Source organism: Leptospira chreensis, from assembly GCF_016919165.1.
GTDB classification, from domain to species: Bacteria; Spirochaetota; Leptospiria; order Leptospirales; family Leptospiraceae; genus Leptospira_A; species Leptospira_A chreensis.
The window spans coordinates 64,876-91,120 of record NZ_JAFFPS010000063.1; the positions used below are offsets into that span (position 1 = coordinate 64,876).

24 protein-coding genes are annotated in these 26,245 nt (G+C 40.9%); 9 read left to right on the top strand and 15 right to left on the bottom strand.

All coding sequences use genetic code 11. The annotated features are described in order from the left end of the window. Positions 1-32 precede the first annotated feature (32 nt). Positions 33-1,538, top strand: coding sequence for a phosphomethylpyrimidine synthase ThiC (gene thiC, locus JWG41_RS16770; protein ID WP_205270965.1), 1,506 nt, complete (start codon positions 33-35; stop codon positions 1,536-1,538). 88 nt (positions 1,539-1,626) lie between these two features. Here thiC and JWG41_RS16775 read toward each other — a convergent pair whose 3' ends face one another. The 4 genes from JWG41_RS16775 to JWG41_RS16790 form a co-directional block, all read right to left on the bottom strand. Continuing rightward, entirely contained in the window at positions 1,627-2,757 is a 1,131-nt protein-coding gene (locus JWG41_RS16775) for an acyl-CoA dehydrogenase family protein (protein WP_205270966.1), read from the bottom strand. A 51-nt stretch (positions 2,758-2,808) separates the two neighbouring features. Beyond that, the gene (locus JWG41_RS16780; protein ID WP_205270967.1) at positions 2,809-4,962 is read right to left on the bottom strand and encodes a cAMP/cGMP-dependent 3',5'-cyclic-AMP/GMP phosphodiesterase; all 2,154 of its coding nucleotides are present in this window, start codon (positions 4,960-4,962) and stop codon (positions 2,809-2,811) included. Between the two features lie 18 nt (positions 4,963-4,980). Then, the gene (trxA, locus tag JWG41_RS16785) at positions 4,981-5,292 is read right to left on the bottom strand and encodes a thioredoxin (protein ID WP_205270968.1); all 312 of its coding nucleotides are present in this window, start codon (positions 5,290-5,292) and stop codon (positions 4,981-4,983) included. Between the two features lie 72 nt (positions 5,293-5,364). Then, positions 5,365-6,174, bottom strand: a complete 810-nt coding sequence (locus JWG41_RS16790) for a hypothetical protein (RefSeq protein ID WP_205270969.1) — start codon at positions 6,172-6,174, stop codon at positions 5,365-5,367. An 86-nt stretch (positions 6,175-6,260) separates the two neighbouring features. Between JWG41_RS16790 and JWG41_RS16795 the strand changes: the two genes are divergently transcribed. Beyond that, on the top strand, positions 6,261-6,473 hold the full coding sequence (locus JWG41_RS16795; RefSeq protein ID WP_004787634.1) for a hypothetical protein: 213 nt from the start codon (positions 6,261-6,263) through the stop codon (positions 6,471-6,473). Between the two features lie 79 nt (positions 6,474-6,552). Here the strand turns inward: JWG41_RS16795 and JWG41_RS16800 are convergent, their stop codons facing one another. The 3 genes from JWG41_RS16800 to JWG41_RS16810 all read right to left on the bottom strand — a co-directional run bounded on the left by JWG41_RS16800 (position 6,553) and on the right by JWG41_RS16810 (position 8,356). Further along, entirely contained in the window at positions 6,553-7,404 is an 852-nt protein-coding gene (locus tag JWG41_RS16800; RefSeq protein WP_205270970.1) for a hypothetical protein, read from the bottom strand. A gap of 65 nt (positions 7,405-7,469) precedes the next feature. Then, positions 7,470-7,826: an aspartate 1-decarboxylase gene (panD, locus tag JWG41_RS16805; RefSeq protein WP_205270971.1), complete on the bottom strand. Its 357-nt coding sequence runs from the start codon at positions 7,824-7,826 to the stop codon at positions 7,470-7,472. Further along, positions 7,823-8,356 (bottom strand): type II toxin-antitoxin system antitoxin SocA domain-containing protein, encoded by a 534-nt coding sequence (locus JWG41_RS16810; RefSeq protein ID WP_205270972.1) that lies wholly within the window; start codon positions 8,354-8,356, stop codon positions 7,823-7,825. The genes panD and JWG41_RS16810 overlap by 4 nt, the downstream gene beginning before the upstream one ends. Between JWG41_RS16810 and lipB the strand changes: the two genes are divergently transcribed. The 4 genes from lipB to murJ are packed head-to-tail and all read left to right on the top strand — an operon-like array spanning position 8,339 to position 12,561. Further along, positions 8,339-8,998 (top strand): lipoyl(octanoyl) transferase LipB, encoded by a 660-nt coding sequence (gene lipB / locus JWG41_RS16815; protein ID WP_205270973.1) that lies wholly within the window; start codon positions 8,339-8,341, stop codon positions 8,996-8,998. The two genes, JWG41_RS16810 and lipB, sit on opposite strands and share 18 nt — an antisense overlap. Positions 8,999-9,058: 60 nt before the next feature. Then, complete coding sequence (locus JWG41_RS16820) at positions 9,059-10,060, top strand: LIC_12071 family protein (RefSeq protein ID WP_205270974.1); 1,002 nt, start codon at positions 9,059-9,061, stop codon at positions 10,058-10,060. 3 nt (positions 10,061-10,063) lie between these two features. Further along, positions 10,064-10,924, top strand: a complete 861-nt coding sequence (locus JWG41_RS16825; protein ID WP_205270975.1) for an STAS domain-containing protein — start codon at positions 10,064-10,066, stop codon at positions 10,922-10,924. Between the two features lie 11 nt (positions 10,925-10,935). After that, complete coding sequence (gene murJ / locus JWG41_RS16830) at positions 10,936-12,561, top strand: murein biosynthesis integral membrane protein MurJ (RefSeq protein ID WP_205270976.1); 1,626 nt, start codon at positions 10,936-10,938, stop codon at positions 12,559-12,561. A 44-nt stretch (positions 12,562-12,605) separates the two neighbouring features. Here murJ and ileS read toward each other — a convergent pair whose 3' ends face one another. From ileS to JWG41_RS16845, 3 genes are all read right to left on the bottom strand, one after another. After that, positions 12,606-15,356 carry an isoleucine--tRNA ligase gene (ileS, locus tag JWG41_RS16835; RefSeq protein WP_205270977.1) on the bottom strand — a complete coding sequence of 917 codons (2,751 nt, stop codon included), beginning with the start codon at positions 15,354-15,356 and terminating at the stop codon, positions 12,606-12,608. A 62-nt stretch (positions 15,357-15,418) separates the two neighbouring features. Further along, the gene (locus JWG41_RS16840) at positions 15,419-16,057 is read right to left on the bottom strand and encodes a leucine-rich repeat domain-containing protein (RefSeq protein ID WP_205270978.1); all 639 of its coding nucleotides are present in this window, start codon (positions 16,055-16,057) and stop codon (positions 15,419-15,421) included. Between the two features lie 13 nt (positions 16,058-16,070). Further along, positions 16,071-18,242 (bottom strand): hypothetical protein, encoded by a 2,172-nt coding sequence (locus JWG41_RS16845; protein ID WP_205270979.1) that lies wholly within the window; start codon positions 18,240-18,242, stop codon positions 16,071-16,073. 321 nt (positions 18,243-18,563) lie between these two features. Here JWG41_RS16845 and JWG41_RS16850 point away from each other — a divergent pair, with 321 nt between their 5' ends. Both JWG41_RS16850 and JWG41_RS16855 read left to right on the top strand, forming a co-directional pair. Then, the gene (locus JWG41_RS16850; RefSeq protein ID WP_205270980.1) at positions 18,564-20,093 is read left to right on the top strand and encodes a methyl-accepting chemotaxis protein; all 1,530 of its coding nucleotides are present in this window, start codon (positions 18,564-18,566) and stop codon (positions 20,091-20,093) included. Further along, positions 20,080-20,643, top strand: a complete 564-nt coding sequence (locus tag JWG41_RS16855) for a hypothetical protein (RefSeq protein ID WP_232374069.1) — start codon at positions 20,080-20,082, stop codon at positions 20,641-20,643. The genes JWG41_RS16850 and JWG41_RS16855 overlap by 14 nt, the downstream gene beginning before the upstream one ends. Before the next feature lie 6 nt (positions 20,644-20,649). Here JWG41_RS16855 and speD read toward each other — a convergent pair whose 3' ends face one another. Continuing rightward, entirely contained in the window at positions 20,650-21,411 is a 762-nt protein-coding gene (speD, locus tag JWG41_RS16860) for an adenosylmethionine decarboxylase (protein ID WP_135578698.1), read from the bottom strand. Between the two features lie 93 nt (positions 21,412-21,504). Here speD and JWG41_RS16865 point away from each other — a divergent pair, with 93 nt between their 5' ends. Next, positions 21,505-23,124: a glycoside hydrolase family 13 protein gene (locus JWG41_RS16865; protein WP_232374070.1), complete on the top strand. Its 1,620-nt coding sequence runs from the start codon at positions 21,505-21,507 to the stop codon at positions 23,122-23,124. Here JWG41_RS16865 and JWG41_RS16870 read toward each other — a convergent pair. The 4 genes from JWG41_RS16870 to JWG41_RS16885 form a co-directional block, all read right to left on the bottom strand. Next, on the bottom strand, positions 23,113-23,406 hold the full coding sequence (locus tag JWG41_RS16870; RefSeq protein ID WP_205270982.1) for an STAS domain-containing protein: 294 nt from the start codon (positions 23,404-23,406) through the stop codon (positions 23,113-23,115). The two genes, JWG41_RS16865 and JWG41_RS16870, sit on opposite strands and share 12 nt — an antisense overlap. Before the next feature lie 121 nt (positions 23,407-23,527). Next, on the bottom strand, positions 23,528-24,286 hold the full coding sequence (locus JWG41_RS16875; protein ID WP_205270983.1) for a polyprenol monophosphomannose synthase: 759 nt from the start codon (positions 24,284-24,286) through the stop codon (positions 23,528-23,530). Positions 24,287-24,312: 26 nt separating this feature from the next. Further along, positions 24,313-24,627 (bottom strand): hypothetical protein, encoded by a 315-nt coding sequence (locus JWG41_RS16880; protein WP_205270984.1) that lies wholly within the window; start codon positions 24,625-24,627, stop codon positions 24,313-24,315. Further along, on the bottom strand, positions 24,624-26,231 hold the full coding sequence (locus JWG41_RS16885) for an ArnT family glycosyltransferase (protein WP_205270985.1): 1,608 nt from the start codon (positions 26,229-26,231) through the stop codon (positions 24,624-24,626). Before JWG41_RS16885 ends, JWG41_RS16880 begins: the two co-directional genes overlap by 4 nt. Positions 26,232-26,245 lie beyond the last annotated feature (14 nt).

Genomic DNA, 26,245 nt, shown 5'->3' on the forward strand with positions numbered 1-26,245 from the left:
CTAGTTTCTGTTCCGGCCAAGGAAATCAAACTATGGAAACCAATTCCCAAACTCCCATTCAAATTCCAGAAACTACCATTACCCTTTCTGACAACACCAAATTCCGATCCTACCGAACGGAAGGAATGTTTTGCATTCATGAAGAAGAATACGATTATAAAAAAGGAATTCCTAAACTTAGAGAGTCTTGGATCCAAACCAGAGAATCGAGAGGGGATAAGAATCATTCACAACTTTATTATGCGAAGAGGGACATTCTCACAGAAGAGATGCTTTATGTGGCCAAAAGGGAAGGAATGGCACCTGAGTTTGTTTTGAATGAAGTAAAAATTGGTCGAGCCATCATTCCATCAAACAAACGTCATACGGAACTGGAGCCAATGATCATTGGGAAAAAGTTCTTAGTGAAAATCAATGCCAATATTGGTAACTCTGCGATCTTGTCTTCCATTGATGATGAAGTGGAAAAACTCAGATGGTCACTGCACTGGGGAGCCGACACAGTGATGGATTTGTCTACGGGAAAAAATATCCATGAAACCAGAGAATGGATCATTAGAAATTCTCCTGTTCCGATTGGAACCGTTCCTCTCTACCAAACCTTAGAAAAGGTAAAAGGAAAAGTCGAAGATTTAAACATTTCTGTATTTTTAGAAACTTTGGAAGAACAAGCCGAACAAGGGGTGGATTATTTTACCATCCATGCAGGGGTTCTTCGCGATTATATCCACCTAACCAACAAACGAATCACAGGGATTGTATCTCGAGGTGGATCCATCCTTGCGAAGTGGTGTAACCATCATAAAAAAGAAAATTTCCTCTACGAACATTTTGATGCCATCTCGAAGGTCATGCAAAAATACGGAGTTTCCTATTCTTTGGGTGATGGGCTTAGGCCTGGTTGTATCAACGATGCCAATGACGAAGCTCAGTTTGCCGAGTTAAAGACCCTGGGAGAACTTACAAAACGTGCTTGGGCCGATGATGTCCAAGTGATGGTGGAAGGACCGGGACATGTTCCTATGCACCTTATCAAAGAGAATGTGCGATTGCAAGAGGAGATTTGTATGGAAGCTCCCTTTTATACACTAGGACCCCTTGTCACAGACATTGCTCCCGGATATGACCATATCACTTCTGCGATTGGGGCTGCCATGATTGCCTGGTATGGAACGGCTATGCTCTGTTATGTGACACCTAAAGAACATTTGGGACTTCCGAACAAACAAGATGTAAAGGATGGAGTGATTGCTTATAAAATTGCAGCCCATGCGGCCGATCTTGCCAAAGGCCATCCCGGTGCGAAAGAAAGGGATGATTTACTCAGCAAAGCCCGGTTTGAGTTTCGTTGGGAAGACCAGTTTGCCTTATCTCTTGATCCGGAACTGGCACGTTCCTATCATGATGAATCATTGCCACAAGATGGAATGAAAAAGGCCCATTTCTGTTCTATGTGTGGTCCCCATTTTTGTTCGATGCGTCTCACATCGGACTTACGAAAAGAAACTGCGGAACTCGGGTCAAAGGGTCATTTGTAAACAAAAAACCCGGCCAAATGCGCCGGGTTTTTTATCAGACTTTTGTCAGTTTCTATTTTGAAAATGGAAATCGTCGATCTGTTTGAGACTATAGTCCTAAACTACGGCCAATGATTTCTTTCATAATCTCAGTGGTTCCTGCATAGATGGTTTGGATCCTTGCATCGAGGTAAGCTCTTGCAATCGGATACTCCATCATATAACCGTAACCACCAAAGAATTGTAAACACTCATCGGTATGGCGTTTTTGCATCTCTGTTGTATACCATTTACACATAGAAGCTTCGGCGGTTGTGTTCTCACCTTTCATATGTTCGATGACCACTTTATCACAGAATACTTGGGCCATTTCTAATTCCGTTGCCATTTCCGCCATTTTGAATTTGGTATTTTGGAAGGAACCGATCTTTTGTCCAAATGCTTTTCTTTCTTTGATGTATTGGAGAGTGATTTTTTGAACGAGTCTTGTTGCTTCCACAGCCGCTACAGACAGAACCAAACGTTCCTGAGCTAGTTTTTGCATGAGGTAACGAAAACCTTGCCCTTGTTTGCCGATGAGGTTTGTCTTCGGAACAATCACATCATTGAAATACAACTCAGAAGTATCTTGGGCTTTGAGTCCGATTTTGTCTAGGTTACGGCCTCTTTCAAATCCCTTCATTCCTTCTTCAATCATCACAAGGGAAATGGTTCCATTGTCGTGTTTGACGGCAGTGATGATAAGGTCAGCGAGTTGTCCGTTCGAGATAAATGTCTTTTGTCCATTCACCACAAAGTGGTCACCCATGTCGACAGCACTCGTGCGTAGCGACTTTAGGTCGGATCCAGCACCAGGTTCCGTCATCGCGACAGCAAGGATGGATTCCCCCGTAGCACATTTAGGGAGCCAACGTTTCTTTTGTTCGTCACTCGCATAAGTGGAGATATAGGGTGCAATGACGTCATTGTGGAGGGAGATAAAGAACCCACTATTTCCCACGCGGGAAGATTCTTCAATGATGATGATATTGTAAAGGAAGTCGGCACCAGAACCACCGTATTCGGTAGGAACATCCGGGCAGAGGAGTCCGTTGTCTCCCGCCTTTCTCCATACTTCCTTGGGTACGATATGGTTTTTTTCCCATTCTTCGTGGTGTGGTTTTACTTCTGTTTCAAAAAATTTCCGAGCCATCTCGCGGAATTGATGGTGTTCTTCAGTAAAGGGGAGGATACGCTCCATGTGATTTGTGACTCCTTGATATGGAAATGTTACAGAAATGGCGAAATGAGGTCAATTATAAACAGTGTTCAGCTTCATATACACGCCGGGATTTTTCTTAATGTACTGAATGGCATCTTCTTCGGAGAGAACATACAATTCTGTGCCCGGCCAGGCGATAAAACTGAAATTAGAAGGAAGGTTTTTGGTAAGAGAGTAGATCTCACCCACAAAGTCACCGGCACCTAGTTCCCGAATGGTTTTGTGGTTTTGCATGACCACAACCGTCCCAGAACGGACAATGAATGCGTTATGAAAGGTATGGCCTTCTTCGATAAGTGAGGCTTCTTTCTTTACGGTTTCGAGTTTGAGGATGAGTTCGAGTTGGGTGACTTGAAAACTGGTGAGACCTCGGAAAGTCTGGGACTCGGTGAGTGTTTTCCAGGTATTGGTCTCTCGGATGCTATTGAGTTTGATCAAGTTTTCGTGGAGTTTGGATCCGCGGATGAACTGGAAAAACCGAGTTTTTTCAATGGTAAGGGCAAGGACATCGGTTTCGGCATAGACATCGGCTTGGCGGACCGTGTCTAGAATGAGGGATGCTTCCCCAAAGTATTCATAGGTTCCGTATCGTTTTACTGCGGAATGGTCACCCGAAAGTCCTTCAAAACGAACATTCCCAGAAGCGATGATAAAAAACCGGTCTCCGTGAGTTCCTTTTTTGATGATCTGTTCGCCCCGGCGAAATCTTTCTTCCTTCACAATCTGTAAAAACTCTTTGGCCTTCTCAATTGGAAATCCAGAGAAAATATCAATCTGCGAAAGGATCTCGAGTAGTTGGAAAGCCTCTTGGTGTTTGGGAGGAGTGATCTCCGGATACAAGGTATTTTCAATTCCAAACCTAGCAAGAGTTAGGTGGTTTCCTTCGGGCATATCTTTGGCAGCGATATGATAAACAGTAATTCGTTTTTGTACTTCTTCAGGAAGAGAAGCAAGGTAACTGATCTTTGTATGGAGGGGAGGGACTCCCGCTTCATGATAAATGATTTTACGATCCCAAGGAAAGTCTTTTAAGAATTGGTATCTGGTTTCCGGAAATACACCTTGTTTGTACATCAGTTCAAAGGCTTCCGGATCATTCAAATGATCAGAGGTATAATAAAAGGATTGGTCTTGGAAAAAAAACTCAAAACCCACAGATGGAATGGAATGAAGGGCATAATGAAAATAAAATTCCCCACCATTGATAATCGTAGGCCTTCCCATCACAACAGGAATAAAATCAAATAGGTCTGTGATTTCGCGGCGCGGAATCTTTGTTAGACTGCAGTATTTTTTAAGGAAAGATTCCATCACCGTTGCCGTTGCATAAATCGTGATTTTGGATTCTTCCAAAATCTTTTGGAAGGTTCCCGCATCATGGTCTGCATGACAATGGGTAAGAATGATAGAGTTGATAAACTTAGGATTTACATTGGATTCGCGTAGCCACTCGGTGGAGTTAACAGGTGGATCCACCATAATCCCTTGGCCGTTTAGCCAAATGATAAAACCGGATGTGTTGTCTGTGGGATCAAATCCGTGCGATGGTCCAAGGCAAGTGATTCCGATGAGAGGAGGTTGGAAAGGTTCTTCTAATCTTTTTCCAATATCATACTTCACATGGAAGTCGACCTCTCCTGGAGTTTTGATTTTTTTGTCACCGTCAACGATTAGAAATTCATTGGAAGGAAGTTGTTCAATGGTGATCTTTCCGAATTGCGCTTTGTGATTTTCATCAAAGAGAACAAACTCAACCACCTCTTCCATTGTTTTATAACTTCGGAAATAGGCCATTTCGGCTTTGATATCAGGGAAACCAAAACTCTCTGTTCCATCGATAAACTCAGAAGCCAGGTTTAGTTCTTGTGGGCCCATAAGAGATTCCCCGAGAACAATAGTTAGCTGCTCTTTTTGTTCTGGAGAACAAACGATAAATGTTTTTTTGCCACCGCGAAAGAAGAAGTTGAAGTAAATAGGGAATTCTAACTCCGCAATGGAGATCCCTTTTTCGACATGGAAGAATTTATTGGGAAGAACAAACACCAGAGGGGTTTTCTTTTCCAACCCCATGGTGTCTTTAATTGTTTCGGGAGGGGATCCAATTTGGATATACCCTTCCGATGTATCGACTAAATATCCCCCTCTAGGGAGAGCGGTAAAACCATTCGGTTCTGAACTGACCATTAGGGGATAATTTATTTCCTACTTGTGATTTTCTATAAATTTTTTAATTTGCGGCTTTGGTAAAGCTCCAATTGCTTTATCCACTAAAACTCCGTCTTTATAGAGAAGTAGAGTAGGGATGGATTGGATTCCCAATTCTTGCGCTGTCTTCTGATTAAAATCAACGTTAAGTTTTGTAATTTTGATATCAGCCATTTCATGCGATAATTCATCTAGAACTGGAGCCACCATTCGACAAGGTCCGCACCATTCCGCCCAACAATCCACGAGTACAACGCCCTTAGCAGTTTCTGCTTTGAAATTGGCGTCAGTGACTTCCGTTAGTGCCATATTTAGAAATCTCCTTTTGAAAAGTATGCCCTTTCTATAAACTAGACTGGGGATTCTAGGGAAAAACGTCGATTATTGTTTCTTTTTTTTCTTTTTATCGTCGGACTCGAGGTCGGTGATCTTTTGTTGGAAGGACTCAATCAGTGTTTTTGTTTTTTCCAAATCTTCATTTTCGCCTGTAATTTGGAATATCTTGCGGTTCATCTCCAACATTTCCACAGAATGTTTCAAATCTGTGGAATCTTGCGTAGACATTTCAAATTTTGTCCTATAATCCTGTGCCGCTTGGTTAGCAAGTTCTATGACAAGGTTGAAGTGTTCTTTGCGGATGTAGTAGTAAGGATTTTCTAGATCCTGTTCTCGTTCGTAAGCAATAAAATCAAAAAGGTTCTTAGTACAAGCAGCAATCCGAAAGTTGATATCCGGCCAAGACCATTTCCATTTGGAATTGGTTCCAAAGGCTGCTGTGGTTTTCTTCATGGCTTGCAGAAGCCCTTTGATCAGGTTCAGTCTCTGCGTGGGAGTGAGTCTTTCGATTTTTGCCAGTTGTTCTTTGTTTTCCGAAAGGGAACCATCTACGTTGTTTCCGACTGTTTTTTCGATATAGGAAATTGTGTTATAAATTTCCTTTCGTGCGGTCTCTAGGTAGTTGTTATTATTGATTTCTAAGATGGCAGTGGACAGTTCATTGATCACAATACAGGTGTTAATTGTCTTGATGGAGTTGATGGCAAGGGAGATATTAAAATAAGGTTCCATGTCCTTACTCTTTTTGGCCTGGACTTTGTAGATATTGGCTTCTTTTTTCAGTTCTTCTAGGTAGTTTTTGAAATCTACCAGTTTGTCGTTGAAGTCAGCCTTTTTTTCCTTTGTGATCGCCATGGTCTGGTATCATTTTCGGCAGAATCGATTCGTTTTGTCCATAAAAAACATCGACCCGGGGGGCAACTTACCGAAACTGGAATAGAATGGAAAATTCTCCTAGGAAACAAAGGGACCTACTCGATCTACTCGACACCTACAAGTACATGAACCAGGCAATTTTCTGGGATTTTTTGGATTTGGACGGTCGTTGGGATTTTGCGAACGGTTGGTTGCATTTGAACCATCCGGAAGACGAGTGGAGGGTGAGGGCTTCGGAACAATTCCCCCCCATCCGCCCGGAAGGCACTGACCACTAACTAAAAAGTTTCTTTTAGTTTGGCGGGTCGTGCTGCTGAATTTCCAAGACCAAATTCTTAGTCTTGGAATCTATCTATCTTAATAAGTAATCCTTAAGTCAGAAATATCGATGAACTTTCTAAAAAGAAGGCTATTGGTTGGTTTCTTTGTATCAAACACAAGAACTGCTACTTTGTTGAAAGTAAGGAAGTTCGGTCGGTACTGTGTGTAGTGATGACTTGTAATGTTTGTGCGATACTTGTTATTGTAAATTGTATATGTGTGTTTCGGAAGAGTTTCATGCACTTGGCGTTTTTTCTCATCTTCTGTTTGTGCCACATAGTTATATGTTACTTGTTTGTCTTTTGTCGGACCAGTTTCTCCAAATAGAGTGAAGGGGAGTGCCTTTGCATTGTTTTTGCATAGGTAATCGACTACTTCTGTGAATGTAGGTTCAGGCATCTCTGCTTCAAATCCTGAGTAGTGTCTTCTTTCTACTTCTGCTTTTTTCTTTGCATAAGTTTCTTCACCCCAAATTTCTTTGGAAGTGACTGGAGTTGGCATTACATTGGAAAAGTATAAAGTTTTTTCATCTTTTTCTGGATCTGCCTTTCTCCAAGCTGGATAAGGAATGAGTCTTCTTTCGTCTGGATTACTTCTGTCGCCTTCGTATCCAGCAAGAACATAAATTGCGTATTCATTGTTTTCAGGAACTCTAGATTCCAATTCAACTTGGACATCTAAAAATTCGCCTTTTCCCGTATCAGCATGTCGTCTAACAAAGTTTACACTTTTTAAACGAATCCTTGTATCATACATGGAAAGTGGATACAAGTCACGGCTGTCTTTGGAGGCAACAGTGTTTTGTGTCCCTTGTGTATTCCCTGTTTCCTGTGCGAATAGGGCACAAGTGAGTAGGGTGAATGAAATGGCGAATATTGTTTTGTTCATGTTCCGACTACCAATTTGGTTTATACAGATAGTATCGAAGAAAAGTCCCAGAAAAATTAGGGAAATTAGGCTTTTTTCGGGCGATTGTTCTCGTCCACAAAGACTACCTTGGGTTTGTAATCTGCGGGAAGCTCTTTTTCTACTACTTGGCCATAGGTGATGATGATGACTTTGTCCCCTTTCATTCCGAGCCTGGCCGCTGCCCCATTCAAACAAATGGTTCCGGAACCGCGTTCTCCCACTATCAGGTAGGTTTCGAACCGAGCCCCGTTATTGACGTTCACTACAGAAACTTGTTCATAAGGTCTCATTCCGGCCAAGTCCATTAGGTCTTGGTCAACAGTGAGGCTACCTTCGTAGTGGAGTTCCGCCTCGGTGACGACGGCTCTATGGATTTTGCCTTTGCAAACAGTGATGATCATTCTGACCTCTCAAATAAAACCCTAAACATTTTGCCTGATAGATTCAAAAGGCTTTTTTGGACGAGAACATGGATTTTCGTATTGATCCTTTCCACAGAAAAGGGAATGGCTTCGAAAAGTGGGGTGACTACGTAATTTTCGTAAAGATTGGGATAGTGGCGATTTTCATCCACCACCCGGCCACGGAATGCTTCCACAACCTTCATCATCACCCGTTTTTCTTCCCTAGAAAGAATGAGTCCGTCTATGGGTTTCAAAAACCGTAAAGCAAATCCTTGGATTCCGTTTCCCGCAATTTTGGGGATGGCATCCAAATGGCCTTTGTCTTTCAAAAATAAAAGTGCTTCGTTCAGTTTGACGGGGTAAGGGGAGTCTTCTAAGTGGATATAGTCTCCTCTTGTGATCATCTCCGCGTGTTTTTGGAAATGAACACCATCCGAATAGTAGAGGAGTTTCGCCAAATCGAGGCGGGCTCTACCATTGGGTGATTTTTCGAGGATCCAAAGGATCGCATGACAAAGTTTCTCCATCGAAAAGGACTTCCTTCTTACCTGTTTCCTTCGATTGTTCCATACCAAAGATATGTGAAATTCCAGGAAAATTCCAGGAAAAATCGAAGGGAATCCATGCTCTTTTTAGAACACAGTCCATGTTTAACAGGGGGCATAGGTGCGAAAGCGGAAAATCTTTTGGTCTCCCCAGACGTCCTAACTTCACGCGGCGTGGAACTGGTCACTTTGCAAAGAGGGGGAGACTTTACTGCCCATGAACCCGGCCAAATTGTGGGATATATCCACATTGATTTGAAAAAACGAAATTTAAGTTTGGGTGATTTTTTGCGGGCCTTAAATCAAAGTTTGGTGGTCGCCATCGATAAGACTTGGGACCTGGCCCTCGAGGAAAATCCAAAGGCACCGGGTTTATACACTACCTTGGAACCCAAATTGAAACTGGTCTCGGAAGGGATCTTTGCGAAGTCTTATTTTACCAGTTTTGGATTTGCACTGAATGCTGTGAATAACCTCACCACCTTTTCTCTCATCAATCCCTGTGGGGCAAAAAGTGAGGATATGACTTCCCTTCTTCGGTTGGGAAAGGATCAGGATTTCCCGAAGAAACGCCGTGAATTTGTAATGAGTTTCGCCAATACTTTTCTAGACTTACTTCTTTAATTTCCTTTGTATTTTCCTATGTAAAATTGCTCCATCGGTCGAAAGGTATAAGGGGGATCTATGAAATATTCACGTTTTTTTCTATCCTTTATACTTTTCTTTTTCCTCTGTGAAACCTTGGCCCTCAGTGCCGTGGTTTGGACTTTTTATGAGTCATTACAAAATGCTCTGACCCAAGAGCAGTTTGTTTCTGACCATAGAGCTCGGGATTTGACACTGGCTCTCGCCAAAAGTTCGGAACAAAGACTACAGAACGAAGGTTATCTGGAATTGGAAAAGATGTTCCATCGTTATGTGGAACAATCCAAAAATGATCCCGAAGAGTTTCGTATCCAAAAGATCAGTTTGTATTCTGCAGACGCCACCCTCCTTGTTTCCACTGATACCATCTACACTCCTGATGAGTTAAAAAAAAGAACCCCGGATGAAACACTATTACATTCGACTTTCTTTAAAAAAGGGATTCGGATGAAAAAATGGGAATGGTCGGAAGCGGAAAATGGAGAGAACCCCATCCTGAATTCCAAACGAGATCCCAAAGTTCGTTCTGGTTTTGAATGGGTCCTTTCCTATTTGCCATTAGCAAAATCGAATACGGTAAGACTCACATCCCCTCTTTACAAACCGGGAACCCTCGATGTATCCGGACTTGTGATTTTGGTTTATGAAAGAGGGAACTTAGGATTACTTTTTGAAAACCAATGGAAACTTGTGGAATGGATGGTTTTCAATTATATATTATTTGCTTTTGTTGTGAGTTTGATTTTGACAGGTGCCTTTGTAGCCTATACCATGTTAGTTGCCAGAGATTCTTCTGTGGTTCCTAAAGAATCTCATAACCTTCCTCTTTTTGAGAAAAAAACGATAGAAACATCTACGAGCAAAGAGAGCCAAGTGGAACCTGTTCTTGATTTAACGGATGAAACAAACCATGGTGTTGCCGTTGTAGCCACTGCCGGGCCGGCGAGTGAAGTGGAAATTTTATCAGATGGGCCACTCGTTACTTCCTTATCTCCTGATTCTCACCAAACACCGATTCGGGACGCGATCTTTTTAGGATAGATTATGGAACCAAAAGACAAAGTATTTTCAATCCAGTTGAAAGGTGGTTTGGACGGAACCAGTGCTGAAGATTTTTATCGTTACTTTGAATCCCAAATCGGAAAGGGATACAGAAAGTTTTTATTCCAGTTTGGGGCTTTGGATTTTATCACATCGAATGGAATTAGTATCCTTGTCAAAATCCACAAACAAATCACAAAGATAGGTGCGGTTTACGCCATCTATGGAGTGAAACAAGAAGTTGAAGATGTACTGAGTCTCGTGGGACTTTTTGATCGCCTTCCTGTCTTTCGCGGTCATACCCAAGCAGAATCCTTTCTTTTGCAAATGGATCCAAAACAACCGGTAAGAGCGGAATCCAAACCTTCTTATGCGGAAAACCAGTCGCTTGCGAGCCCCACAAACGAAAACCGAATCCGTTTTTATTTTACAGGAAAATCCAAAGATCGGGAATCAGGTTTCAGTTCCAAGGAACCAGTCTCCCAACTAGAATCTTTTGCGGATGCGGAAGACTCTCCTGTAGTTTCTAAGACCAGCACTTCTCCTATGGAATCTGTATTGGAAGAAAAGCTGAATAGCCTTCGATTGGAAATCAAAGAGACTTTGAACCATGAATTGGAAAGAAGATTTTCTGTTTATAAATCCTCTCCAGAACAAGAAGGAAAACCGGTCACAATTCCGAGTTATATCCAGTCCAAAACCAAACAATTAGAGACAGTGGAGCGGATCATCCAATGTGAGGTTTGTGGGACAAGGCTCAGGCTTCATAAATTTGGAAAGCATGAATGCCCGGGTTGTTCCACTCAGTTCCAAATGAGTCCAAGTGGATCTATCCGTTTTCTTGAAAAATTGAATCCACTCTAAAGTCTGGTCTTATGACAAAACAAGCCAAGGGAAGTGAGTCAAGCACCAGACGGTCGCTTGCCCTTTCTTTTTATACCTTTTTATCTCGTATTTTAGGTCTCATTCGGGACCACTTTATGGCTGTTAGTTTTGGAACCGGAATGGTGGCCTCTGCCTTCAGTGTTGCCTACAGGCTTCCCAATATGTTTCGTAACTTACTTGCGGAAGGGACCTTAAGCCAATCCTTTATGCCTATTTTTTCGGAATACGAAAAGATGGGAGTAGAAGAAGCAAGGGTGATGTCTGGGACCGTTCTTAGTTTTTTATTTCTTTGTTTGTCTCTCTTTGTCGCTCTTTTTTGGTTTTTTGCGGCTGGATTTTTACCGGCTCTCGTGGGCGGATCCCCCGAATACGGAGCGCTCGTCGTTGAACTTTCGCTCGTTTTATTTTTTCTCATTATGACAGCGAGTTTGTCTTCGATTTTTATGTCGATCTCCAACTCCCATCATAATTATTTTGTTCCTTCTCTTTCTCCTATCATCCTTAACTTCAGTTATCTGATCGTTTTTATTTTTGTTTTTCCTTTTTACCATGAGATTCGGGACAAAGTATTTTTATTGGCCTATGGAATTATAACCGGTGGTGTTTTGCAACTTTTGGTGCAAGGTTGGTATGTTTACAAAAATGGATTTGGTCCCATATTCCGTTTGAACTTTCGCCATCCCGCCATTCGTAAAATTTTTAAACTCATGTTACCCGCGGCTCTTGGGGGAAGTTTCTATCAAATTGGACTTCTTGTGGACATCTTTCTTGCCAACTACATCCAAAATCAAAATCCAGGGCTTGGGGCTGTGGTGAGTTTGGATTATTCACAAAGGCTTGTCCAACTTCCCACGGGAATCATCGGAGTTGCCTTGGCCACAACCATCCTTCCTTCGCTTTTGAAAGACCTTCGCGAAGGACGTGAGGAAAATGTGCCTAAAGAAATTGCGGATGTTTTGTCTTTTGCTTTCTTTTTAACTTTACCAGCAAGCATTGGTTTGGCGGTTCTTGGGAAAACGGTTTTGGATTCCATTTATTATGGGGGACGATGGGACCATCTCGCTACGATGACGGCACTTTATCCGTTAGTATTTTATTCCTTTGCCATTCCATTTTATAGCATCAATAAAGTTTTGGTTTCTTCTTATTATGCTTTTTCTGATACAAAAACACCGCTCCGAATCCAACTGGTTTCCTTTTTCTTAAGTATAGCGGTAAGCATCGGTCTTATGTTTTTTTTGAAACACTCCGCCATTGCTTTGGCTTCGGCCCTCAGTGCTTCTGTGACTTCTTCGTTATTACTGTTTTATTTAAAATCCCATCAGGTAAAAATCCCTTTCCTTACAGTTTGGGTTCGGATTTTGAAAATGGCTCCGGCACTACTTGGACTTCTTCTTTGGTTGGCTCTCTCGGAGTGGGTTTTGAAACCCGTTCTTTTGGATTCGCTCGTCCAAGATTTAGGAATGGGATATGCCAATGGGAGTCGGATTTGTCTTGTGGTATCCATCCTTCCGGCAGTCACCATTTACTTTGTGATAGCCGGAATCACTGGGTTACCGGAAGCAGAAATCATTTTAGGAAGATTCTTTCGACGGTTTAAAAAGAAAACTTCCTAAAATTTATGGCACCAACTAAGTATTAGTTGGTTTTGGTTCGATTTCTACTTCGGTGAAAGTTTAGAAACCACTCCTTCGCAGCGTCCACAAAGTTTTCCTTCTGTTTCCGAAACATGTCGCCAGCAGCGTGGGCATTCGTGGTGGCGAGGTTTACGGATTTGGATGGAATCCTTTTCTCCTTTCCATTCTGAGAATACTTCACTGATTTCATTTTTACCTTGTGATACTTCTGATACCACAAAGAAGAGACTTAAATCATCTTTAGAAAACTTTGTATCTTTCAAGGTTTCACCAGAGATTAAGACTTCTGCTTCCAAAGACTTTCCGAGTTTCCCGAGTTTCCTTGCTTCTTCTAAGGCTTTTTGTACCAGTTCTTTTGTTTGAAAGACTGGTGCCAATTTGGATTCTAAATCGGAATCCAACCAAGAAGTTAAGTCAGAAAAATCAGAATAAAAAACAGAGTCTTTGGCACCAAATTCATTCCATACTTCTTCCGTTGTGAAAGATAAGATGGGTGCTAAGATTTTTGTTAGAGTTTCTAGAATTAGCGCCAGTGTATATTCAGAAGATTTTCTTGTTTTGGATTCCTTCGCATCACAGTACATTCTGTCCCGAATGATTTCAAAATAATCCTGGGAAAGATCCACTGTACAAAATACCAAAACACGATGATACACTTGGTGGAAGTGGTAGTTCTCGTAGAGTTTTTTGGCATCCTCATTGAGTTTCGCTAACTTATGCAGATAGTATCTATCGATTTCTTCTAAATTCTCTTTCTTTAGATTCCAAGTAAGCGTTTCTGCCTTAGTATTTCCTAAAAGATAACGGAATGTGTTTCGAATTTTGCGATAGGCTTCCGCCACCGTTTTGATGGAATCCTTTCCGATTTTGACATCGTCTCGGAAGTCTTGAGTGGATACCCAAAGTCTTAGAATATCGGCCCCGTATTGGTTGATGATATCGGTTGTAGGATTGATCACATTTCCGAGAGATTTGGACATGGCATGTCCTTTTTCATCTAACACATAACCGTGAGTGAGAACTGATTTATACGGTGGTTTTTTTCGAATCGCCATTGATGGCCAAAGAGATGATTGGAACCAACCTCTATGTTGGTCAGAGCCTTCCAAATACAAATCCGCTGGTTCGCAGTCTAGCGAATCACCAAACACAGCGAAGCTGGAAACACCGGAATCAAACCAAACATCCAAAATATCTTTGTCTTGTTTTAGATCTTCTGACCCGCATTTAGAACATTTGGTTCCTTCAGGAAGTAAGTCTTTGGCTTCTCTTTCGTACCAAACTTCGATTCCTTCTTTTTTGACAATTTGGATGAAGTGTTGGATCGTTTTGTCATCTAAGTGAGTGAACCCACAAGACTTACAAGTAAATGAGGGAATCGGAACTCCCCAATTTCTCTGTCTCGACAAACACCAGTCAGGTCTAGATTCCACCATGGAACGGATCCGAGTGATTCCCCAATCAGGAATCCATTGGACTTTGTCAATGGCTTGCAGTGAATCCTCACGAAGACCCGCATGGTCGATCGAAAAAAACCATTGCGGTGTTGCCCGAAAGATCAGAGGTTTTTTACTCCTCCAACTATGAGGGTAGGAGTGAGTGAATTCAGAGTAGTGGACGAGGGCATTTTTTTCCCGAAGGAGATCCACAATTTTCGGATTGGCATCCCAAATTTTGATTCCCTTCATCATTTCAAATTCGTCCGTATAACGGCCGTAATCATCAACGGGGGATAGTGGAGGAAGACCGGCTGCAGTTCCTACACGGTAGTCATCTGTTCCGTGTCCTGGGGCTGTGTGGACACATCCTGTTCCCGCGTCCAGTGTGACATGGTTTCCAAAGAGAGGAATGGAATCTCTATCGATAAACGGATGTAAGAAGGTCATCTTTCCTAGATCTTCACTCGTTAAGGAATGAATCTTTGTGAGTGTGATTCCTGTTTTTTGTTCTACGGCTTCTTTTAATCCATCAGCAAGGATGAGCCTTCCATGAGTATCCGATTGGAAAAGAGAATAGTCCAGATCTTGATTAAAACAAATCGCAAGGTTTGCCGGAAGTGTCCAAGGAGTGGTTGTCCAAATGAGGCAATAGGTATCTTTTTCGCCTTTGACTGCAAACTTTACATAGATGGAAGGAGAGACGTGGTTTTGGTATTCGATCTCTGCTTCCGCATGGGCAGTTGCTAGATCAATACACCAATATACAGGTTTTTTCCCTTTGTAGATATATCCTTTTTCGAAAAGAGATCCAAAAACTTCCACAATCCTTGCTTCAAATTCTGGAGCCATGGTAAGATACTTTCTATCTTCTTCCCAAAAACATAAAAAGCGACTTAGGTCATCACCTTGTTTGCCTACAAATTCTGTAGCATACTCACGGCATTTTTTTCTGAGGTCGCTCGGACTTGTGTTTCTTGCTTCTTTTCCAAGATTCTTTAACACCTGTACTTCGATGGGAAGTCCATGACAATCCCATCCAGGAATCATGTCGGCGTGAAAGCCCGCAAGGGTTTTGGATTTAACAATGATATCTTTTAAAATTTTATTGAGAGAGTGGCCCACATGGAAATTTCCATTGGCATAAGGGGGGCCATCGTGTAATACAAACGAAGGTTTGGATTTACGAATTTCCTTCATGGTTTGGAAGACTTTTTTCTCTTTCCAAATCTTAATTTGACCAGGCTCACGATTTGCCAGGTCGGCTTTCATGGGGAAGGTGGTCTCTGGGAGAAGAACCGTTTTAGAATAAGGATTTTCCGTTTCTGGTTTGGCCATATTAAGACCAATTTTTGGGGTCTAGGCCAAAGAGAAAACGGAAAAAAAATATTCCTTAGTTCTTAGAGTTTGACGCGAACCTTGGGTAATTCGTCCCGAAGCCGCACAACATCCGATTTTTCGAGAAGGGTCTTTTGTAAAACGAGATGTTTTAGGGAGTTTAATTTAGAGAGGTTTTTCGGGAGGGTTTTGTATTCCCGCATCAGTGTTAGGTCAAGGATCTCTAAATTGGGAAGACTTGCAATCACTTCCACATCAGCCTCTGTTAGTTGGACTTTAGTTTCGTCTAGAGCCAATGTTTTTAATTTTTGCAAACGACCGATGACCGCCGGAATTTCATTTAATTCGGTTCTACCAAGAAGTAGAATTTCTAAGTTTTCCAAATTACCAATTTCTTCTGGTAAGGTCTTGATCGGATTTCCAAAGAGATTTAAAATCTTCAATTGTTTGAGGTTCCCGATTTCTTTGGGAAGTTCCTTTAAGGAATCGTATTGGAGGGTGAGTTCTTCTACTTTCTTTAAGTTTCCAATGGAGATAGGAAGAACTCCCACTTCTTTGTTGGAAAGGTTGATTACTCGATCTTCTTTATGGTTCTCGAACCATTCTTCTGCATTAACAACGTCCTTACTGCATTGTAAGAACAAAGATGTTAGAAAAAAAAACGTAAATGTCGTAAGTGTGGTGGATACAAAAGACTTCATACAACCAACTTTATCATTTCAAATATTTATTATAGCCAAATTCTAATTCTCGAATGATAAACTGGATGTAGTCCATCTGGTCACGATCCGATTTATAGATGCTTGCTTCCTTTCTGTAATATTCAGCCAGTTGGGTGCGAAATAAAATCGTACGAAAATCGGCTTTGGAAATGATGAGTTCTCTCGGCCTGTTTTTCAGTTGGATGGCTTCTGGAATTTTCATCACAACGGAAATTTGTAAAATAGCATGTTCAATCTCTGCTACAATTTTGTTAGATTCTTTTTTTTGGTCAGAGCTTGGGAGTTGGACTTTGATCTCTTCTACACAATCTTCTATATGATTCCGGAGTCGTTTGGAATCATAAACCTTCTCTGCTATGCTATTGAATTTTTTGGGATAAATGAATCCTTCTGCAACCTTTGCAATGCCGAGAGATCTATTTTCTTTGGGACCAGTAGATTGTTGTTTTTCGATAGTTGGTTTTTGTTTTCCATCTGAGCGGTAGAGATAACCGAGAGTGAGGCCTACAAAAAAACTAAAGAAAAAACCGCTGACAATGTATTCTAAAGTTCCGAGTAGTAAAGAAACCACAGTGGTTAAGGAAGCCAGTGCTAAGAAACTAAATACTCCAATGGGAACGTGGAATTTCTCTTGGAGGGCAGAAAAAGAAATTCTTGGTTCCTTGTACGCTTGCGCATTCCAGTTTGTATTTTCTTCCTGAGGTATTTCCGGAATTTCTTCTTTGTCGATATTTTCATCCGATCTGTTTTTTAAGATCACTCGGATTTGGTCGAGGATGGGAAGTTCGTTTCTATAATTCGAATCGGTTTTGGCGAGGGCCAAAGTATTGGCTTCTACCTTCGAAAGTTTTTTTTGATCCAGAGCAAAGAGGACGTGGAATTTATCCTCTTTCATTTCCAAACATCCATAAATTTCAGAAAGAGAATTTACGATTTTTGAGATGGCTTTGGAGTTGTCTGATTCATTTTTGAATCCAAGAACTTTCACTTCGGCATTTAAGTCGAGTTTGGTGAGAGTGAGTGTGTTTTCCGTATTGTCTTCGATTTTAGTTCCTAGAAGTTTTGTGAGTGCCACGACCGCTTCCTCTGCGTCTTCTTTTTTCTGTTCTTTTAGGCGTTTGTTTAGTTTATCTAAAATAAAAAGGCTTTCTCTTACCGAGTTACCCACTCGTTTTCCTTCCTCCGTTGTGATTTTGTCGAAAGGAAATTCTTCGAGAAGGGAAGTGATGATAGGAACCAAACTCACTCCTGATTTGATTAGGCCTTCGGTCCGTTTGGGGATATTGGTTTCTAATTCATTTAGTTTTTCTAAAAACCCAGAATATTTATTTTCTGTGGCGTAACGTTTGAGATAAGGAAAGGAAAAAGTTTTTAGTCCATCCAATTGGACTGCCAAGTGCCGTGCATATTCGGGGTTATGGGAACCATTGGGTAAAATGAGATGGTAACCGGGAACAATCTCCACAAGTTTTGCCGTTTCTTTTCCACGAGTGATCACATCCAAAACAAAGTCCTTCATGGGAATGTAACCAAAAGACTCCATCGTTTTACGAATCATGGATTCCAATTCACTTTCATAACTGAGTTTGGTTGGAAAAAAATAAACATTCCCTTTTTGGTCAGAACGAACAAGCCCAGATCCCGGACTTTCCTCATCTAAAACAAATTCTCTACTGGCTCTATTTTTGAATAGTTGGTCGATGAGATCGACACTGTATTTGAAACAAGACCTGCGAAAAGGAACGATGTCCGTCTTTTCTCTGTTTTGCGGTGCAATCATACTCACTCGCATGGTGAGTTTTTGGTCTACCGATAAAAAGAAAGGATAAAAATAGACAACAGCTTCTCTGTTGTGTTCAGTAAGCCCTGCCAGTTCTTTGAAGGCTTCTGCGATGGCGACTCCCGATTTATGTGTATCTGTGAGTTGGACTTGTCTTGAAAGTAACTCAGGAATGGAATCCACAGTTAAGAGTAGGGATGGAGTGATCTCGGCACTTCCATGCATTTCTAAACGTCTATGGCGCACTCGGAGTTCTTCCAAAATGGCCTGCGAAGTCATAGAATAACTCGCAATATTTTTGGGTAATGGAATGAAAAATGATGGATCCGCCGGTTCACCAGTAAGTGGTGTTTCTGAATCTGTGGGTTCCGAGAATTGTTCCAAAATATACCTTCTGCAAACAAGTATCAAAACCTATTTTCGACAAATCAAGAGAGAAAGTTTGGTTTTCTGGAAACAAACATTTGTCTAGGGAAAAAAAAGCGAAAGGACTTTGAGCCACCCAGACTTAATTTTTGCAAATCTGTATCAACAATGAGCAAGTTCATGAATGAATCACCTATATTTGTATCCTTTCTTAGACTTTAGTTTTCATGAACGCAGTTGCATCGAATCTGAGGGATAAAAGTTTCAAAATCGGTTATCAGACAATTTATTGATCAACTTCTATCCATTTATTTCGTCTACTAGTACATGGATAAAAAATTGGCAGCGGTTCTATTAGAACGCCAAAAGAAAGTAGATACATTTTTTCTCTGGGCAATTCTCGCTCACACTCCTCTTGTTTTTTTTCTCTCTTTAGGTTATGGTGGCACAACGGTTGTCACTCTATCAGCAATTGTTCTTTCTCTTGTTTCCTTCGTGTTTTATCGTTTGGGAAGAGGTTCTTTCTTTTTAAGAGCTTGGAATGGGGCGGCCCTAATGATGTTCAGTGCCATTTTGATTCAGGCACAATTTGGCAGGATCGAAATGCACTTCCATGTATTCAGTGCCCTTGCCATTCTATTTGTTTATGAAGATTGGAGAGTCCTTCTTGTTGCCGCTCTTACCATCGCCATACACCACTTAGTTGGGAATTACATCCAGGAATTTGGTACTGTGATCTTCGACACTAAGGTAATGGTCTACAGTTATGGAACGGGACTTGAGATTGTTCTCACTCATGCTTTATTTGTTATTTTTGAGACCGGGATTCTGATTTATTTTTCCTATCGTTCTGTTTTGGAACTGAAGAAACAAATTGAAACGCAAAGCAATTTAGAAACAGTCATAGCCGGGGTCACTACAGCAATCGAGGAAGCCACATCGCGAACACAGACATTTGTGGAAAACTCGGAACTCATTTCCCAAAAGGTGCGTGAGTTTGAAACTTCGTTTAAAAATCAATCCTCCTCGATTGAAGCCATCTCTGCTGCCACCGAAGAAACCGCCGCTTCCAGCCAGTTGATTTTGGAAGGATCGAATCGGCAGATCAAAGAAGTTAAGTCCGTGGAAGAATTGAATCATAACTTATTTACCTTGAGCCAAGGATTTGTTACTTCCTTGGATGTGATGCGGTCCAAAATCCAAGAGTCGGCCGACAGTGTCAAAAAAACAGAATCGGAATTTACCGGCCTTTACCAATCGATGGAAGTCGCCGTAGATGATTCGGAAAAGATGGAAGAGATTTTAGAACTTATCTCCGACATTGCTGAAAAGGTCAACTTGCTGTCGTTAAATGCATCGATTGAAGCAGCACGTGCCGGAGATGCCGGTAGGGGATTTGCTGTTGTGGCATCCGAGATTTCTAAACTTGCTGATTCTACGGCAGAAGCGACAAAGAATATTTCATCGATTTCAGGGAAGATCAAATCAGCCATCCAAGTTAGCTTCAAACAATCCAATCAAATCAACCAAACGGTTCAAAGTTTTGTGAAATCCATTCTTTCTTCCGAAGTGGGGATGGGAGAGTTAACGGCTCAGATCACAGGAACTCTGTCTGCTTTCGAAAGACAAGAAAACGCTCTTGCTACCTTGGATCAAATTGCACAAGAGATGCAAGTTTCGAGTAAGGAACAATCCACAAGTATGGATGAGATTTCCAATTCCATCATTGATTTGAATGTCAAAACCCAAACGAATTTAGGAACGAGTTCCAATATGATTGCACTCATTGAAAAGGGAAATGTGATTTTCCATGGCCTCAAAGGTTCCGTGGAAACCTTAGCTGCAATGATTGGTCATGGCAAATCGTAAAACTATTTTTCGAAACTTAAGTCTACTAGTTTTGATGAGTGGATTACTCTTCTCGCTTAGTTTTGTGATCGTTTTCTATAGTGGTAAAACTCGATCTGTCGATTGTCCTTTTTGTAAGGACCGGTTTTCCAAAGAGCCAAAAGATACTTGGATTTGGATCTATCCGGGGCTAGTGGGCTGTGGGAAAAAATGCCCCTTGGCCCTAGAGGCCCTACGTAGATTTCAGGAAAGATTTCCTGAGGTGCGGTCTTCATTTTACTTTTTAGTCACAGATCCTGGTGAATCAGAAGAGACGATCCAATCTTATTTGGCGTATTATCGCAAAAGTCTATCGATCCAAGCACTAAGGCCCGAAACCGATGAGGAGATTCGCTTCTATCGAAAGTTAGGTGCTTATTTGCCCATTCATCCTTCCTTAAAAATTCGGGATGAACATGGAACTCAGTTTTTTTTAATCCCACCCAATCGCGAAAAGATGTATCTTCTGCCGAAATTGGGGGAAAAAGAATGGATGGAAATTCGAAAGGAAATGGATTCCGATGTCCACTAATATCAATTAGTGGATCATATGGTAAACTTCTTTCATTTCCTCACGTAGCAATTTCATTTTGTTGGGAACGTCTGGATGAGAGATATCTTCTGGGTTCAGTAAATAATTCTCAGGTCCAAGTTCTTTAATCATCATCTTTGTTTGCCAAGTATTGTCTTGCGGCATGTTGATATCAGAAAGATAAGTATAGTTTCTTTTGAGTTCCGGTTTTACGAAATCCAAAATGGAATTGAAATGATGGTCATTATAAATCTTTCTACCATCGGCAAGACGTGTGTAACCGCGCACTACATAATCAATATACACAACGTCGCACTCAAAAGCCTCAAACAAAAAGTTAATGGAGTCGAGTGGAATGATCTCTCCACAAGTGGAAATATCAATGTCAACACGAAAGGAACAAATTCCATCGGGATCGGCAGCATCGGGATAAGTGTGAACTGTGATATGTGATTTGTCTAGGTGCATACTCACCTGTGTGGAAGGAATAGGATTTCCTCCGCCTTTGACATCACTCATTAGAACCATAGCAGAAGCACCTACAGGATCGTAGTCTTGTGCAGAGACAGAAAGGATATTGGCATCAATTCGTTTGACAACCTCTTTAGAAATTTCTGTAATTTTGCTAGCGTTGTATTTGTCGTGGATATAACTTACGTATCTACTCTTTTGTTCGTCATCCAAAGTGATGCAAAAATCGTAGAGGTTAAAACTCAAAACTTTTGTCAGATTGTTGAAACCGGAAAGTTTGATTTTTTCTTTATCCATTGCTACCTGCTTGTATAAAGAACAGAAATTTGGATTTTCGGTTAGAGGCAACTGAAATAACGATAAAGTTTTAGAAAAGTCATGGAAAACAAAATGGAATGGTGGAAACAAACTTCAATTTACCAAATTTACCCTTGGTCCTTTCAGGATTCCAATGGGGACGGAATCGGTGATTTACCTGGGATTCTAACGCGTTTGGATCAGATTCGGGATTTAGGTGTGGAAACCATTTGGTTCTCTCCTTTTTACAAAAGTCCTGGTGAAGATTTTGGATACGATATTTCCGATTACACCTCCATTGATCCAAGATTTGGCACAATGAAGGACTGCGACAAACTCATCCGAGAAGTCCACAAACGAAAGATGAAAGTTGTCCTTGATATGGTGATGAACCATACCTCAGACAAACATCCTTGGTTTTTGGAATCCAAATCCTCTAAAGAAAATCCGAAAAGGGATTTTTATATTTGGCACAAAGGAAGAAGAAAAGTTCCGAACAACTGGATTTCTATGGTAGGAACCACTGGTTGGAACTACGACGAAACTACAGACGAATTCTATTATAGTAATTTTTTATCCTTCCAACCCGATCTGAACTATCGGAATCCCAAAGTCAAAAAAGCAATGTTCGGTGTTCTTGATTTTTGGCTTAAGAAGGGAGTGGATGGGTTTCGGCTCGATATCTTCAATTCGATTTATAAGGACGAAGGTTTCCGAGACAATCCTTCTAGTTTCCGATACTTCCCCACACCAGATAACCATGATGAGGCGTTCTTTCAAAAGAAACAATACAACTTAAACTTACCTGAGTCCTTTCAGTTTGCCAAGGAAGTTCGCAAACATATATCCAAATACAAACAAAAACCATTCCTTATTGGAGAGGTGAGTGGATCGGACCAAGTTCTCCAATCTTTTTTAGGAGAAAAAGCAGACGGTCTCAATCTTGTATTTCAGTTTGAGCTCATCCACTTCGATTACAAGGCTCAGTTTTTCAAAGACCTTTTGGAAAAAAATGAAAGAGAATTTCCGGCCCCATTCACACCCACTTATGTTTTGGGAAACCATGACCAAAGACGTTATATCGACAGGTTAGGTGGGGATACTCGCAAAGCAAAAGTTCTCTCCGCCTTCCAATTTTTAGCTAGAGGGATTCCTGTTGTGTATTACGGGGAAGAGATTGCAAGAAAGGAGGGACGGATCTCTAATTTTTTGGGAAAAGATCCGATTGCCAAGATGAATCGTTTGGTACCTTTGTTTTTATCCAATCTTCTTGGGGTTTATATCAACAGAGACAATTGCCGCCTACCCATGTTATGGGATGCAAGTGACCAAGCGGGATTTTCGAAAGGGAAATCTTGGTTACCGGTAGGTCGTTTCCAAACGGAAGATACGGTCTTGTATCAAAAAACAAAGAATGACTCTCTTTGGAATCATTACCGGTCCTTATTCCATTTAAGAAAAGAGTCTGCGGTATTCAAAGAAGGAAATATCAAAACCAAATCCAGTGTTCATCCCGATGTCCTTTGTTTTGAAAGAATCTTAGGAAAAACAGTGGTGGTTGTGTATTTAAACTTTGGAGAGAAAGAAGCTAAGGAAACGATTTCTAAGGGTTCTAAGTTATTGTATTCTTTCGGTGGGGCCGAAGTTTTAGGGGAGGAACTCAAACTCACAATGCATTCGGGAGCCGTTTTTGAAATTCGTTTAAAGAAGTAAGTATCCGTTTAGGTTTAGAATTTTTAAGATCTTTTGGATTTGTGGGTTTACGTTGATTAGAAACAAACTCACCCCTTGTTTTCTATAGATCATTTTTTTGTATAAAAGAAGGCCAAGCACTGAAGAGGATACTTCCTCTACATTGGAAAAATCCAAGTAGAGAGAACTCACACCTTGTTTGAAGATGCTAGTCATGTCTTCTTCTAGGCCAGCAGCGGAGTATACATCCAATTGATTGGATTCGATTCTGTAACAATTTTCCTCTACCGTTTTTGTGACCATGTTGTCCCTCACAAAACAATGAACGGTAAAAGGAAAAAATACCTTAGGGTTTATGAATAAAAAAAGAAGGGAATTTTTTTTAGATTCCCATTAGATTTTGATACGAACCCTAAAGTTTTGCTTATGGATGGATATGGGAATTCCGTCTTTTGGATCGAATTTGGAAGGAGTGGGAAGATCTCCACTGACTCCATTTGATCGAAATCAAATCCCAAATAAAGTAAAAGATAACCCCTGAGTCGAGTTTTGATTGTCCCCAAGTGCGAAGACCAAAAGTATAACCCACTTCAGCGATCTTTTCTGTGCGAACCGATCCTAAAATTTCAAAAAGAATTTTATAACCTCTGGGTTTGAGTTTTCCTTTGGTTTCGAGATAAACTGATTTTCTAATTCCAAAAAATCCACTCATTGGATCGGAAATGGGAACAGGAAACAACCACTCAGAAATTTTTGTAGCAAACTGACTTGCTAACTTCCGTAAGATGGAGAAGTTTCCATAACCACCATCGGAACTTCTGCGTGTAGCCACAACGATGTCGTTTTCACTTAAGAGGCGAATGACATCGGGAATTTTTGTATAGTCATGTTGGAAATCAGCATCCACCACCACTAAATTGTCACCCTCTGCTTTCCCATACCCAAAGGTCACAGCAGAACTAAGTCCTCTTTCTGTTGTCCGAACAAAGGGTTTGATCCTTTTGTCATAATCAGCAAGGACTTTGGCCACTTCATAGGTCCCATCGGGTGAATTGTCATCTACGATCACAATTTCAAAGTCGATAGATTCTTTTTCTAGAATTCGAGAGATTGTTTCGGCACAGTTTTTAATATTACCGGCTTCATTATAGGTTGGGAGTATAATACTTGTTTTATGTTGCATGACTGGTCATTTAACTTCTTTTGTTTTTAAAAAAGCCCCTTTGTTTGATTTTTGATACATAACTCACCACTAGAGCAAGACTCTCCAATGGCTTTAGAACATCCGGAAAACAATTGGTATTGTTTGGTGCAAAGAATTTCACAGGCAAACTGATACATCTTGGGATCTTGTAATTTCTTTTGGTCTTCTTTTAAACAAAGACTTGCTTTTTCACAAAGTACTTTGCATTCCGAGGACTGGTTTGTTTGGGCTTTGACTCCAAATTTGGGAGCGTTGTCTTTGGAAAAGTCCCAAAGAGAAACGATTGCCAAAAGGAAAAGGAGGATTCCATATTTTTTCATTGGGTTTCTCCTCGTTCCCAAACACTGACTTCCGATTGGAAGGAACGTTTGTCCATCTTGACTAGAGCACGTAAAATCTGCCTAGAATCCAGGTTCAAATGTTGTTTCCACTGGAACCAAAAACCCACTTTCCTCCAGTCAGAACTGAGTGTTGTCTCGCGAAAAACAACAAGGGTCTCAGCCTTGGGGCAGGTTTCCTGATAGGTGAGGGGAAGGGCAAAACTAACTTTGGAACTTTTTAATTTGTTTTGAATGTCCATGGCCGTCCACGGATTTTCTGCAATCACACAAATCTCTTTTCCTTCTGCACCAACTAGTTGTTTGGTTATATCAGGATCGGCCATAGGTTTCAATAGAAAAATCATGGTGATTGGCACAAGTAGAAGCTGTGGTATAAAAATTCCATAGAAACGCATTTTACTGCCAGGGAAAGCAAAGATAGCGCCGAGTGTGACGATGATTCCCAAAAGAGATACAGCAAATAGAACTGGTAATCTCAGAACAATGGAGAAAGTTACAAAGACAAAGTAAACCAAGGGAATGGAATACCGATTGTATTTAGAAAGGATTAAGGATTCCCAACTTACTTTTTTCATTGCCGGTAATAAAAATAAAAACACAATGAATGGGGTCACATAGTAAGGATCTTTTCTGTTGGGTAGTATGTGAAAGATCGTAACGAGTAATAAAAACACGCCAACTGTCATTGCTAAGATTTGGTTTCTATGGTTCGATGGTTTTTTTATGGTGAGTAAACCTATATGAAGGAGAGGGATGGTGAATGGGATGCTGTAAAGGAGCCAACCTCCCCAAATTCTAAGGCCTGATTGGTTGGCCGCATAGAATTTCCCCATATTCTCTGTAATAAAAAAGAATCGCAACAATTCCTTTCCTGAACTTGTAAATAGATACAAATAGGAAATCCATAAAATGGGAATGAGAAGAGAAAGACTAAAGAGGAGAAGTGTAGGTCTTTCTTTTGTCAGCGGAGAAAAATGAATTTGGAACTTACCTTTTCTCACTCGTATCATTTGGATATAAAGATAACTGAGTAAAAATAATCCGATGTAGATATGAAGGATGGGGCCTTTGAGTAAATAACCAAATCCAACAAAAAAACTACCCCAAGCCACATAACTTAAGTTTTTAGTTTTTTTGGACCTATAGAATAAAAATACATAGAGTAAGGTAAAAAATACCATAGCTCCTTCCATCATGAGAAGCCCAAAGAACTTCAGAGAAAGAAAGGAGAAAGCAAATGTTAAGGTGGCGAGTTTAGTTTCTTTTGGTGATTTACTTATTGAGTGATAGAGTTTGTAGAACAAAGCCAAAGTTCCAATTCCAAATACAAAGGATACCAATCGTTCCGCAAAGTAACCGACACCAAAAATTTTATCAAAGAACATTCCCATCCAAAATAGAAGTGGGGGTTTGTAGGGGTTCGGTAGGCCTGATAAAACGGGAAGGGTGTAACTCCCTAACTCCAAACTTTCCCGAATGGAACGAATGTGCATGATTTCGTCGCCTTGAGGGAAGGGGGCATCGGGAATCCCAAGGGTCATAGCAAAGATTGCAGAAAGAAAGATGATCAGAACAAAAAACATTTCTACCCCTTTTA